We start from the raw sequence: 14079 nt of genomic DNA on the forward strand, positions 1-14079 counted from the left end.
GGTCCGGGCGTACGTCGCGGATGAGGTTCACGTTCTGGTAGATCGCATCCGCGGTGCCCATATACCAGGAATTGCCGATGCGCATCTGCGCCGGCACCAGATCGACGTATTGGTCGAGGTTCCGGTTCAGGTCCCAGGCCTGGGAGACGTGCCGGTTGAGGGAGTCGGATTTGAATTGGGTCAGGACCTTGATCTGGTAGAATCCCGAATTCACGAAATTATTGAGGACGAAGTCGATGACCCGGTATTTTCCCGCGAAGTGGACGGCCGGTTTGGCGCGATCATTGGTAAGGGGCTGGAGCCGGGAGCCTTGGCCCCCGGCCAAAATCATCGCCAATAGGTTTTCCATGTTCCTTCCGACCTCGGGGTGGGTTAGGGGAGGCTAAAAGCCGTTTTTAGTGCGGCTGAAAATAGGATTTACGCGGATTTTACGCAAGCATTTGGATACATTAAGGAGGATGGAAGCCAGGATAAGCGGGGCGGAGTTCGGCGCGGGCAGCGAAAAAAAGAGGCGCTTCCCGGTAGAAGCGCCTCTTCGCCGCGACATTGGCTGTTGCGGCATTCAGATGGTAGTGCGTAGGGGAGTTGAACCCCTGCTTCCGCCGTGAGAGGGCAGCGTCCTAACCACTAGACGAACACACCAAGGGTTGTAAAGATAATAAATAAGTTTCGAATCACCATATCGGGTTACTACTTTTTTGAGCCGTTTGCGGGAATTCAAGCATCAATGTTCTTAATCCACTCGCGCTTTTTCGGACGCGCGGAAAGGGATGCTTTGGGCGGGACGGAGGGCACGCGGTGAGGGGACCAGCATCTATGCGGAATGTGTTTTTTGGTTTGGCCTTTGCCGTTCTCGTTCGATCGGTATGGTCCGATTGCTCCGATACCACCATCGTCCTGAAATCCAGTTCGGATTTCACTTCTGGAACTGGGGCTGCCGGAAGCGCAGTCTACAATCCCGCTGCCCTGAACGCGATGATCCATGGCTGCGTCGCGGGGAGCATGACGGTCCATCTCAACATCGACGCCACGGAATCCGGTAAGACGAAGGACACCGTAAAGCTATCCGGGCCCATCCTGATCGGCGGGCGAGTGGGGAAGACCACTTCCTTGAACATGGATCGTCCCGCTACGGTTCCCGCCACGACCCTGGACGATATGTTCACTTTCACCGAGGGCTCCACTACCAATGCTTCGCTCTTATTCGATTCCGCGGGAAATACCCTGGTTCTTTCCCGTACGGCCTTCGCCCGGAAAAACCTGACCTCGGATAGCAGCACCGTCAATGTCATGGCCGATGGCAGTACCGTCACGGGTTGCCATTTCTGGATGGCGGATAAGGATGGGCTCTCGCCGCGCGCCGCGCTCTTGAACATCGGGGCAAGTTCGGTATTGGTGGAACGCTCGCTATTCCGGGCCCCGCCGACCGTGAACGGTTATGCCCGGGCCATCCGCTGGGTCGGGACCTTCAGCAAGCTGGAAGCCCGCGCCAACGTGTTTTTCGGCACGGGGCTTTTGCTGAACACGAACGGGCCATTCCATGTGATCGCCAATACCTTCGCCGGTTCCCGCAACCAATACAATCCGATTATCATCGGGGGCAGCATCGGGACTGCATTCAACAATGCCGTCATCATGCATAATCTTTTCGCGCTGAAGGTCGATACTATCGCACCCATCGTTTTCAATTCCCCTCCTTCCGCGGTCGCGACGGACAGCATTCTCAGGAATGCCTGGACGCAAGGGAAGCCCAGTCCCGCATTGGCCGTAACGGAACCCACTACCGTGGGAGTAACGATCAGGGGGGCCACAGGCGGGAACGTGAACGTGGCGCTGCCCCGGGGATTTTCCAATTACGGCCCTAATGCCGGGGACGTGAAGGATTACCCTCTGACCGAGCTCCGCACCGATTCCACCTTGTCCCGCAAGAGTCCCGACTTCGGAAAGATCTACCGCGTGTTCCTCACGGGATCCTGGGCCGGCAGCCCGGTTGCGATGAACGATATCTCCACCATCGCCACGAAAATGTATTTCACCGTCCCCTCATTCGCGCCCTTCGTTGGGGGCAAAACCTGGCTGGCCAATGTCAAGGTGGGCGCCTTCGTGGATCAGGATACCATCACCATCCCCAGTCCCCTGAAGGCCGGGGCGCAAGGCGCAAGTTTGAAAATCCAACCGGACTCTTCCGGCTCCGATAAGGCGAAGATCACCGTGGTCGATTTCGACCAGGACTACTACAAGCAGCTTCTCCTTCCCGAGAATGCGTACTTCTTCTTCAGCAACACCCTCGCCAAGTTGACTGCCACCAACGATACGACTGCCTTGATAGCCTCCGTGGGCCAGCCCCAGCGCAAGCAATGGACCGGATTCGATAACATCCTCACCGTGCCTAGGGAGGTGCGCAACGGTCCCAACGTGGATATTTACGTCAAGATGCTCCATTTCCGGGGGAGTTTCATGGCTGCCGTACAATCGAACGCTGCCATCGCGACCCTCTCCAACTTCCCGGGATTCCCGGCCAACGATCTCACCCTCAGCATCGTCGGCAGCAATAGCCTGAATAAAACCGTTGACCTGAAGGTGACGAGGCAAACGGAGGCGATCGACAGCATCCGCATCTTGACCCTGAATGAAGGGGGTCAAGTGCTGTTGAGCAAAAGCTTCGTTGTCCCCCTCAATAGCGTGAGCATCTCACCGACCATTACCGTGCCCGATAAGGGCCGATATTTCTTCCAGGCGGTTCCCGTGGCTTCGATCGGCGGGGGGGTCTTCAAGGCGGGGTCGCCCACGCTTACTTCGGCCGGGGTGGATATCGGCCTGACCACCAGCGATTCGGTTTACGTGACCTATACGGCTACCTGCCCCGGCGCCGACGGGACCATAGCGAAACCTTATTGCCTTATCGACTCCGCCCTCAAGGTGGTGGCCGCCAAAAGCGCCAGTACCATCATCATCAGCAATGGGACCATTCCCATGACGGATATCACCATCGATTCCGTTCTGGCTCCGGGCTCTTCCAATATCACCATCACCGCATTGCCCCCCGCCGCAGGCCACATCGATGACAATCGCCCCGTCTTCCTGGGCGACAAGAAGGACGCCTTGACCATCGCGCGCAGAAACGTCACCTTGCGCGGATTCTTGATCGAGCAGCCCGCTGCCGGCGTCAAGGCCGGCTTGGCGGTGAATGCGGGCGGCTGCCTGATCGACGGCAACATCTTCCGGGCCCATACCATAGGTTCGGTGGAGGCGCCGGCCATCACGGTGGCGGTCGGCTCGACCGCGGACGTGCGCATCATCAATAACGTGGTCTGGGGGTTCGCCAAAGGCGTCCAATTGTCCTCCTCGAGCACTCCCAACCTGAAAATCATGTTCAATTCTTTCGTTGCCGATACCGCCATCAATAAAACGCCGACTTCGGGAATATCCACTTCGAGTTCGGATGACGTGGCCGCCGTAGTGGCCGATAACTTTTTCTCCGGCTTGACCGATCCCATAGATGCCAGCCTCGCGCTTAAGCATCCGGTCCTGGACCACAACGTTTATACGGCCGGAGTGAATCTCCACAACTTGTCCGAAAGCGGCGGGCTGGGGGCATCTAGCCCCGTTCGTTCCAGCGACATTACGGCCAGTTGGACAACCAAGTACGCCACGGCCATCAGCCAAGCCTTGCGCTTCGTGGTGGAGTGCAGTTCCCTAGCTCCATGCAATCCTCTTTACGGCGGCAGTTCGGCCAACGATTACAGCGTCAGCGTTACCACCGATGCCTTCGCGCAGGTTCGCAAGAACCGAAAGGACGTGGGCGCTTACGAGTATCCGCCGGCCCCATCCGCGGTGATGGGGGTGGTGGAAATCCATCCCACCCTGGTCCAGGGTACTTTCCGGCAAATCGGCTTCACGGTCAGCGGGAAAAGCTTTGATCCCGATCCGCAAGAGACAGATTCGGTTCAGGTGTTCTGGTTAACTTCCGACGTAACCGGTAGCATAGACGCGAACCTGACCCCCGTCCCTTCCGCGCAGCATAAGAAATATCCCATCTCCAAGCTCGTTTCGGGCAATATTACGGACACGGCCGATGGCATCCAAGAATTGAAGAAGTATTGGTTCTATGCGGCCTTGAGCCGGTACAGCTCGGGCCGGGCGATGGGCTATGCGTATTCCGATACCATTACCTCGAAGCCCAACGTACAGGATACGGACTGCAATTTCAGCGAATCCAAAACGGCTTGCCCCAGCGAGACCGGCATCTTCGGCGTGGACTCCGGCGCTTGGAAGGGGAAATTCGAGACCACCGTGCTGCTCACGCAGGCGACGGATTCGGGACTGGTGAAGGTACCGCGATTCATCACCGTGACGAATCTGAACCAATACGGCTTGGACCTGACCTCGCCCCTGCCGATGTTCTACTTGGACGCATCGGTCAAAACCCTGGGCGCCGCGAATTCCAAGCAAAAGCTGACTTGGGAAGTACAGTTGTATTTCAACCCCGAACTCTCCGGACTGGACTTGTTCCTTCTGCCCTCCGACGCCTCCGGAAAGCCGACCCTGGTACCGGATTGGTACATCAAGCCGTTGGGAGGGGGGAAGTTCAGCATCAATTTCGAGTCCACCGTCAACGGCCCCCAGGTCTACGCCTTCGGCAAAGTGCAAGCCGCGCCGGGAACGGTATCCCAAAGCGATGCTCAACTGCCGATTTATGATTTCAATACGATGCGCGATTCGGCCTCTCACGTTACCATCCATATCAAAGGCGCTGGTTTCAAAACCGCCAATCCATTGGTCCTGATCAGCGCCATCCCTGCCGGCGGCACGGTTTACGTCCCGGCCGGGAGCAGGGTGCCCAAGGTTATTTCCGCGAGCTATCCCATCAAAACCGTCGTCGCCAGTTCGGGTTATTCGAATCTGGATCCCTCCCTGCGGATGACGCGGCTGCACGATCTTTATATGAAGGCCTTTGCCGCCGAAGCCGCGGATGTTTCGACTGGAGCAAAGAAGCCGTTCCTGCTCGATTCGGTCTCGGCGGCGGATTTTCCGGGAGCCGTCGACACCCTTTCAGGCGATTTGGATCTTTCGGGCGGCGAGATGACGGTCAAGATACCGTTCAGCAAATTTTACAATGATAATACCAAATACCCGGATCAGGTCGGCAAGTCGACGCGCTCCGTGGAAGTGGTGATGACCGTATTCGATGGCAGCAAAATCTCCCGAACCCGGGGATTCATCCGCACTCTTTTCCGGAACGGGGACATCCATAGCAGTGAGTTTTACAATAGAGGACAAGGAAAGCGGTACAGTCGTTCCACCAATGAAAATCCCCATTGGAACCTGTTCGGATTCCCATGGGACGAATCCCAAAGCGCCAGTTTGGCCCGGATCCTGGGTAAGGATAAGTGGGATCAGGACAACATGCGGCTAATGCAGTACCTGGGGACTGGAGAGGGAGCCGGAGCCTTTACGGCATATGATGGCACCAACGCGTCCGCCTTCAGGTACGATTCCGGTATGGCCGTGTGGTCCGGTTCTACCAGTAATTACATACCGATATCCGATTCCGGCATGTCGCTGGATTTCCAACCCTTCGTGATGTCCCTTGCTCCCAACCGCTATTACGATGTTTCCTTGCCCTTCAACTTTCCCATGAAATGGCAAGACGTGCTTGACTCCTCAGGCCTGACCGGGCCCAACGCGCCTGCCATGTGGCGGTATAACGACACGGCGAGCAAATGGGTGGCGGTCCAAGCGGCGGCTGCCAGCCCGCCTTCCGTCGGCGCGGTCCTCTATCCTTGGGAAGGGTATACCATCAAGGCGACGGTCGCCCAGACCTTGACGTTCCCCGTAGCGGACACCACCCGGACCTCGAAGGCTACCGCCAAGGTCGCCGCAGCGAACGACGGGTCTTGGGCCGTTTATGTCGAAGCCCGGGATGCCACCGCGGCTATGGATCTCCGCATCGGGCGCGGCGCTCGGGAAATCCTCTTCCCCGAGGCGCCCAATGTACCCGGCCAGGACTTCCGGGTCTCATTGCTGAAGGGGGAAGATAAGGTTTCCCAGTACATCCAACCCTTGGACGGAGGCTTGGAGGGCAATTGGGCCCTGCAGGCGGTATCCGCCAAAGGCTCGGGCGGCCTTTCCCTGCGCATAAGCGAGGCTACCCGGGAAATCCCCGTCTGGTTGTTGGATGCCACGCATGCCAAGGCGACTCCGTTGACGAAGGACCAGGCCGTAACCGTGAGCGAAGGGGATTTGAAGGCCAACGACTACCATCTCGTGGCCGGGGACAAGGACTACTTGGACCGGATCATGCAAAGCCTGGTTCCCGGTCATTTGCTGGCCTTGTCCAACTACCCCAATCCCTTCTCCGGATCCACCCTCATCCGGTACTCCTTGCCCGCGGCGTTCGGCAGGACCACCTTTGATTTGAAGGTTCGGGATTTCCGCGGCCGTACGGTTTGGGAAAAGACCATCGAGTCGGGCAACGCCCTCAACTTCATGTGGGACGGCCATGATCGGACCGGGATGCCGTTGCCGGCGGGCATCTATAACCTGTCGCTCACGACCAAGTCCGAAGGCAAGCCCGCCTATCGCGCCCAACGCAATTTGTTGCGGATGTAAGCCTTTATTGGTCCGAGCGTTACTTGTCCGAGTATTCGCCTTGGATAGCGATGAACTCGTTGAGATTGGCCAGGAAGATTTCCACCATGTGCGGGTCGAAGTGGCGGCCCTTACCCTCGGTGATGATCCCGACCGATTGCTCCAGGGAAAAGGGCGGCTTGTAACAACGCTTCATGGTCAGGGCGTCGAAGACGTCGGCGACGGCGGTTACGCGGCCCATCAGGGGAATGTCCTCGCCCCGCAGTCCCCGCGGGTAGCCGCTCCCGTCCCATTTCTCGTGATGCGTCATGGCCACGGTTTCCGCCACTTGCAACACGCGCGAATTGGCGTTCTTCAGGATGGCGCCGCCGATCTCGGCATGCTTCTTCATGATCTCGAATTCCTCCGCGGTGAGCCGGCCGGGCTTGAGGAGGATGGAATCGGGAATGCCTATCTTGCCGATATCGTGGAGCGGGCTGGCTTTGGAGAGCAGCCAGGTTTCTTCCGGAGAGAGGCCGGCGCCGCGGGTCAGCACTTCGCAATACTTGCTGATGCGCAACACGTGGTACCCGGTTTCGTCATCCCGGTATTCGGCCGCCTGGCAGAGGCGGTTGATGGTATCGAGGTGCGAGACCTCGAGCATCTGCATGGCGTCTTTGATCTGGTTCGTGCGCTGCTCGACCAGCTTCTCGAGATTCTTCTGGTAGTTCTTGAGCTCGAGCTTCATCCGCTTCTTTTCCAAGGCATTGGTGATGCTGTGGATGACCTGCTTGAGCTGTATGGGCTTGAGGATGAAATCGTACGCGCCCTCTTGCATGGACGCCACGGCGGTCTGGATCTCGGCGTTGCCGGTGAAAAGGATGACCGCCATCTCGGGCCAATAGGTTTTCACTTCGCGCAGTAGATCAAGGCCCGTCTTCCCAGGCATCTTGATGTCCGAAAGGATGCAATCCACCCCTTGCACCGTTTGCAGGATCTTCAGCGCCGAATCGACGGCGTTGGCGCTGGCGCAATTGTAGCCCTGCAAGCGGAGATAGTCGCAGATGACCGTGCAAATGGACGGCTCGTCGTCGACTATGAGGATGTTGCCTTTGGAATCCACGCGAGGCCTCTAACGGTTATAACCTCGCTAATCTTAGGGGTCGGGCGACAAGAGTGCCAACCCCGATTCTAAGGGAGGGGCGACGGGCAAATCAGCCGGAAAAGGGGAAGAATCGCGGAAGGGGAGGGGATGGGTGTCGGAAAACCGCCAAAGCGGAAGGGATCCTTCCGCTCATTCCCCATCTACCTGCCCGTTGGACGGGGCGGGAGACGGGTTTACTGGAACAGCTCTTTGAACATGGCCCAGCCCGAAGCAGGCATGGGGGAGGCGCCCAGGGATGCGCTCAGGCTACGGCTGAACATGTTCCCGAGACCCGCTAAGGCGAAGCTGATCAACGTCAGGAAGATGAGCTTTTTCATGGTTCCACTAACCTACGAAGATAGATTCGGCGCTCAACCCGAGATAGGGCGGATTCCGGGAGCCGCGCCCTCTCTTTATAGGCGCGGGGCGCGCGGCCGGACAGGATCGTGACAAAACCGAATCAATCCCGGAACACGAGGTCCATTTTGTTCTCGACCTTGGCGGATTTCGGGAGGTTTGCGATCCACTCCTGGTACATGCCGGAAGACTCGTAGGTATTGTTCTGCGCCAGGGCGGCCTGGGCCTTGGCCGTGATCTCCGTTTCCGTTAAGAAGGCTTTTTCGGTGACCTTGCCCATGACCGAGCCCATGTCCCCGGCATACACGGGGCTCCATTGGCCCACGGGCAGGCTGAAGATTGCGAACAGGTTCGGGCTGGAATACCCGAAGCCCGGCACCCAGCTATCCGCCGAGGTGGCGGCGGGAGTGCTGTCCAGAACGGCTTTGCCCAGGCGCGGCGGCAATGCGTCTTGCGGGGCGGCGGCGATGGCGGACCTCTGCGCCTCCAACTCCTTCTTCGCCATGGCGACTTTTTCCTCGCGCGCCATAATCGCCCCGATCGAAGGCTTGGCGCGATCAAAGTTGCGGCCTTTCTCGAATTGGGCGTCGCGGGAAAAGAGGTAGATGCCGTCGTCGGCTTGCAAAGGCTCGGAGACTTTCTCTTTCGCTTCGAACTGGCCGAAGGCGAAGGAGCTAACGCCCTGGATATAGACGCCCCCGAGTGGCGTCAGATTGCCCTTCTCGAAGATGGGCGTCTTCTCGAGGCTAAGCTTCGCTTCCTTGGCCGCCGCTTCCAACCCGTCCTTTTGCGCGATGCCGCGCAGCTCTTCGGCGCGATTGGTAAGGCTATCCACGGTTTCGGTGCCGGGATTGATCTTGATGAGGATGTGGCTCACTTCGACCTTCTCCGAGGTGTCGACCTTCTTCTTATCGTGCAAGAGGATGATGTGGTACCCGAATTGGGTCAGGACCGGATCCGAGATTTGGCCGGGGCTGAGGGAGAACGCCACCTTGGCGAAGGCGGGGTCCAGGCCTTCGCGGCCGCGCAAGCCTTCCAGCTTGCCGCCCTTTTCGGCGCTGCCGGGATCATTGGAATAATCCTTCGCCAAGTCGGCGAACTTCTCGCCGTTCTGGGCGCGTTCCTTGAGCTGCTTGGCCAAGTCGAGCATGAGGGCGGAATCGGCATGCGAGGGGCGCAACGGCAGGCGCAGGAAGGACAAGCGGGCGGCGTCCTCGTGGAAGTAGAAGCTGTCCGGATGGCCGTCGTAATAGGCTTTGAGGTCCGCGTCCTTGTACTTGTCCGGGTTGACCGCGAAGGAGTCGGTGGAGACGTGGTAGAACTTCACCTTGGCTTTGTCTTCGCGCGTCGCGACCGAGTAGGACTCCTCCAGGAGGGTCCGATGGGACTGCGCTTTGAGGATTTGCTGCAGTTGCAGCTGGGGAATGACCGAGACGCGGAGCTGTTCCTCGAGCTCGCGCATGGAGTAGCGATCATAGACCGAGTCCTGGGCCAGCCAGTTCTCATAGCGGTTCTGATCGACGGTGGAGTCCGCCAGGAAGGGCGGCAATTCCTCATAGCCATGGTAACGGGAGATATGCTGGGCGACTTCCTGCGGATGCTTGACGATGTAATCCATCATCTCATCGCGGGAGGCGTAGAATTGGTACTTCTGGAACACCTTCTGGATCAGCAGGGACTGTACCTTGAAGTTGAACAGGCCCTCGCGGATCTGAGCGAGCTGGATGCCTTCCGGGGCCTTGCCCGTCTGCGCCTGCTGACCCTGCAAATAGTTCTTCAACTCGGTCTGGAAACGCTCCGTAGGGATTTCCTCACCGTCCACCTTGCCGACGATGTTGTGATGCCGATCCTGGCGGTAGCTCCCCGCGCGATCCATCATCACCAAGCCGCCCAAAATGAATACGCCGAAGATGCCGATCACCCAGCCGGCCTGCTTTTTCATCCATTCCAAAGTCATGCGCTTGCGCTCCAATCCTGCCCGGCCTAAAAGGCGCGGGGGCCTAAATTTATATATTTGGCGGAATCCGGTCGAATTCCCCGGCCCGGGATGCCTAGGTCCAAGAACCTGGTTGGCGTGGAGATCGATGGCGGCATATGATTTCATCGTAGTCGGGTCGGGTATCGCCGGCCTCTCCTTCGCCTTGAAAGCGGCCGACCAGGGCCGGGTCCTGGTTCTCACCAAGAAATTGAGCTGGTCGGGCTCCACCAACCTGGCCCAAGGCGGCATCGCTTCGGTGATGGACCCCAGCGATTCCGTCGAGCGCCATGCCCACGACACCATGGTGGCGGGAGCGGGCCTGTGCCGGGAGGATCGCGTCCGCATCCTGGTGAATCAGGGCCCCCAGGCCATCCGCGACTTGGTGGAATGGGGCGTACGGTTTACCCGCGAAGCCAAGGGCAAGTCCAAGGGACGCCCGCCTTTCCATTTGGCCCGCGAAGGCGGCCATTCCAGCTCGCGCATCCTCCATGCCGATGATTTGACGGGTCACGAGATCCAACGGGCGCTCATCGAGGCGGCCCGGCGGCATCCCAACCTCACCATCCTGGAAGATCACCTGGCTATCGATCTGGTCACCCGCAAGCACCTTAAGAAAGGGGAACGGGAGACGGGGCCGCGGCGTTGCTACGGCCTTTATGCCCTGGACGTTAAGCGCGACAAGATCGGCCTATTCCTGGGCTCCGCAACCGTGCTTTGCACCGGAGGCGTAGGCCAGGTCTATGCGCATTCCACCAACGATTCCGTGTCCACGGGGGACGGCATCGCCATGGCTTTCCGGGCCGGCGCCGCCGTGGAGGACATGGAATTCATGCAATTCCATCCGACCACGCTGTATAACCCGGGAAAGCCGACCTATCTGATTACGGAGGCATTGCGCGGGCACGGCGGCGTGCTTAAGAACCAAAGCGGCGAGCCCTTCATGGATAAGGTGCATCCGCTCAAGTCCCTCGCCCCGCGCGATATCGTCGCGCGCGCCATCGACGCGGAGATGAAGCGTACCGGGCAACCGTACGTCTACCTGGACGCGACCGGTTTGGGCCGCGCCGAACTGCTCAAGCATTTCCCGAACATTTACCGGCATTGCCGCGAAATCGGCCTGGACATCGCCAAGGAATGGATTCCCGTGGTGCCGGCCGCGCATTTCATGTGCGGGGGCGTGAAAGTGGACGTGAATTCCGCCACGGAATTGGCCGGGCTGTACGCGGTGGGGGAGACGGCATGCACCGGCGTGCATGGCGCGAACCGGCTGGGGAGCAATTCGCTCCTCGAAGGCGTAGTCTTCGCCGAGCGTGCCTTGGCGCATTTCTCGGATCATCCGTTGCCGCGTCCCGCCAAGACGCGTTTCCGCGACTGGAACAGCCTGGCCCTGAAGCCCGCTCCCGAAACCATCCTCTATTCGCATTCCCTCGATACCATCAAGTCCACCATGTGGCATTACGTGGGCATCGTTCGCAGCGATTATCGCCTGGCGCGGGCGCGGGAATTCCTCCGCGTCATCAGCCGCCAGATCCTGAAGGATTATTGGTCCTTCTCGATGGTGCCCGAATTGATCGAACTCCGCAACCTGACCCTTTGCGCCGAACTCATCATCGAGAGCGCGCAGCGCCGGAAGGAATCGCGGGGCCTGCACTACAACCTGGATCATCCGAAAATGGCGCGCTCGGCGAGGCACACCACTTTGCGATCCGTCGACTAGGATGCGATGTACTCCCTCCATCTCACCGGTTCGGCATGGTTCCTTCTTCTCATCCCCGTCGGCCTATGGATCCTGTGGCGGGCCTATGGCGGAGGGACGGGCGGAGGAGGGGCGGGTGGAATCGGGTCGGGACGGGGCGGGCGCGTTCTGTTCGCGCTCCAAGCCCTCGCTCTCGTTCTCCTAGCGCTCTCCCTATCCGGTCCGGAACTGCGGCGGCACAATGTCCGCTTCCACAATCCCGCCATCCTGATCCTGCGCGATCAAAGCGCCAGCTTCCGCGACGGCGCCGTGCTGGGGCTGGGATCGCGCTATTCCGATTTCCAGGCCCGGCTCGCTTCCGCTTATGGCGCGAAGAAATTCGACGTGCGCGTGGCGGATTTCGCGGCGTCGGTCTGGCCCGTCTCCGGTTTCCCCCATGCGCCCGGCCCTCCGGCGCCCGCTCCCGGCGATCCCACCAGCCTGGGAGCCGCCGCCGATTTCGCCGACACCGCCGCCATCCCCAATCTACAGGCGGTTTTCCTCTTTTCCGACGGCAGGGCCGTGCTCGACTCGGGCCGCTCGGCGCGCGCTTGGCGCGTGCCCGTCTATCCCGTCGAATTCATGCCGGACTCCGTGGCCGAGGTGCAGGCGGTATCCGTCGCCTTGGATGGAAACGCCGCGGAGGTCAAATGGGAACCCGTCGGCAAGGTGTCGGGCGATCCCCAACTCCGCTTGCTGCGGGGCGGACGCATACTGCTGACGCGCAACCTTCCCGGCTCCGCCCCGGCCGGAGCAGATGGTTCCCGATCGTCCCGATTCGCCTGGTCACCGCCCCCGGGAGCCGGGACCTTGCGCGCCACCTTGGAGCCGGCCACCCCGGCCGCGAACTTCGATCGATGGAACGATACCGTGCCCGTGGCCGCCTCCGGAAGCGCTGCCGCGCGGCGCGTTTTCATCCTCAAGCCCATCCGCAGCCTCGACGAAAGGGGGATGGTGGACGCCCTGAGGGCGGAGGGTAACCTGAATGTGACCTTCTTCTCCGCCGAGGAAACCGCCGGCTTGGCGCCCGCCGCTGGCGATCAGGTATGGATGGAAGCGGGAGCCTTGGCGAACGCGAAGTTGGCCGCGTGGCTGGGGATCCAGGCCGGGAAGGCGGTGATTTACGCCCGTACCGGCGAGGATGGCTTCGGGCGCGCGACCGCGGGTTCGCGAACCCTCCCCGGATTGCCCGATGCCCCGTGGGCGGAATTCACGCCCGCCGCCGAAATCAAGTCCGGCAAGTCCGCTTCCGATGCTTTCCCCGATGAGGTGGTACGGTTGAAGTCCTTGTCTCCGGACCCGCTGCGCGCGCCGGCGGCCCCGGCGCGAGGGACCTCGATCGAGATCAAGGAGGGAACCAAGCGGGCCATGCTAATGGGGCGCATCCCGATGGGCCAGGGCAAACGCGCCTTCTTCTTCTGCCTGCCCGCCATCTGGGGGAACCTGTTCGATCCGCAAGGCGATTTCTCGACGCGGGAAAACATCGGAGCTTACGTACGGGCGGCCTACGCCCTGGCCGGGCAGGAGGAAAGCGCGGCCCGCGTTTCCTTGCCTCGCCGCGCCATCGCCGGGATCCCGTTCGATGCGGAAATCGATTTGCCCGAGGGCGCCTCAGGAGAATCCGATCAAGCTGCGGCCTGTGCTTTCGGCGCCGCGGGGCCCGGATTATCGAAGGAATGGCTGAGGCCCGCGGCGGCGGGAAACGCATCGGACTGGACGGCCAAGGCCATCGTCTTGCCGGCCGGGCGCTTTCGCCTGTGGGTGCGCATCGGCGCCGATACCTTGTGGCGGGATTCCCTCGCGGCCTCGCCGCAAGAAGCCTTGGAGTTGGCGCGTCTGGGCTTCGACGCCGGAAGCCTGGCCGATCTGGCTGCCCGCTCGGGAGGCGCTTTGCTTCGGCCATCGGGATCGGAGGTAACCTCCCTGTTACCCACGCTTCCCGACGCGCAATTGCGGATGGATCGCACCGTGGCTATCCGCCTTTACAACACCTTGCCCATCGCCCTGCTTGTCCTGATTCTGCTTTCCGCGTCCTGGGCTTTGCGGAAAAAGTGGGACTTCGACTAACTGCACGGACGGGCATTAACGCTTCCGAAACCGTCGCTTAACCCTCGCATCCGAACCGAAGCACGTCCCGTGCGTGATAGCCGATTCTTCCCGGCTCCATGACTTAAGTCCATGATCCGTAAACAATTGCGATCGTAGAGGCTTTTGCGATCGCAGCGGGCGCTTTTCGTCTTTGCGACTTCGTTGCATTTTTGAGGGTTATTATGGTAGATTTTGGGTAAAATTGGT

Annotated in this window: 7 protein-coding genes and 1 tRNA gene; 3 read left to right on the plus strand and 5 right to left on the minus strand. The window is 60.1% G+C overall.

Annotation, left to right across the window (positions count from 1 at the left end; genetic code table 11):
* Together glgC and JF616_14640 are read right to left on the minus strand one after the other, a co-directional pair.
* The coding region (gene glgC / locus JF616_14635) for a glucose-1-phosphate adenylyltransferase (protein MBW8888988.1) at positions 1-349 on the minus strand (349 nt) is incomplete at its 3' end.
* A gap of 218 nt (positions 350-567) precedes the next feature.
* Positions 568-642: transfer RNA gene (locus JF616_14640), tRNA-Glu, on the minus strand.
* 195 nt (positions 643-837) lie between these two features.
* On the opposite strand from JF616_14640, the gene JF616_14645 reads away from it, so the two are divergent.
* On the plus strand, positions 838-6612 hold the full coding sequence (locus JF616_14645) for a hypothetical protein (protein MBW8888989.1): 5775 nt from the start codon (positions 838-840) through the stop codon (positions 6610-6612).
* Positions 6613-6631: 19 nt separating this feature from the next.
* Here the strand turns inward: JF616_14645 and JF616_14650 are convergent, their stop codons facing one another.
* From JF616_14650 to JF616_14660, 3 genes are all read right to left on the minus strand, one after another.
* Positions 6632-7693, minus strand: coding sequence for a response regulator (locus JF616_14650; GenBank protein ID MBW8888990.1), 1062 nt, complete (start codon positions 7691-7693; stop codon positions 6632-6634).
* 215 nt (positions 7694-7908) lie between these two features.
* A complete protein-coding gene (locus JF616_14655; GenBank protein MBW8888991.1) occupies positions 7909-8052 on the minus strand; it encodes a hypothetical protein in 144 nt (47 codons plus the stop codon).
* Positions 8053-8174: 122 nt separating this feature from the next.
* Positions 8175-10028 carry a peptidylprolyl isomerase gene (locus JF616_14660; GenBank protein ID MBW8888992.1) on the minus strand — a complete coding sequence of 618 codons (1854 nt, stop codon included), beginning with the start codon at positions 10026-10028 and terminating at the stop codon, positions 8175-8177.
* A 127-nt stretch (positions 10029-10155) separates the two neighbouring features.
* Between JF616_14660 and nadB the strand changes: the two genes are divergently transcribed.
* Both nadB and JF616_14670 read left to right on the plus strand, forming a co-directional pair.
* Positions 10156-11766, plus strand: a complete 1611-nt coding sequence (gene nadB / locus JF616_14665; protein ID MBW8888993.1) for an L-aspartate oxidase — start codon at positions 10156-10158, stop codon at positions 11764-11766.
* Between the two features lie 6 nt (positions 11767-11772).
* Positions 11773-13851 carry a hypothetical protein gene (locus JF616_14670; GenBank protein MBW8888994.1) on the plus strand — a complete coding sequence of 693 codons (2079 nt, stop codon included), beginning with the start codon at positions 11773-11775 and terminating at the stop codon, positions 13849-13851.
* The last annotated feature ends 228 nt before the right edge of the window (positions 13852-14079 follow it).

Source organism: Fibrobacterota bacterium, from assembly GCA_019509785.1.
Lineage (GTDB): Bacteria > Fibrobacterota > Fibrobacteria > UBA11236 > UBA11236 > Chersky-265.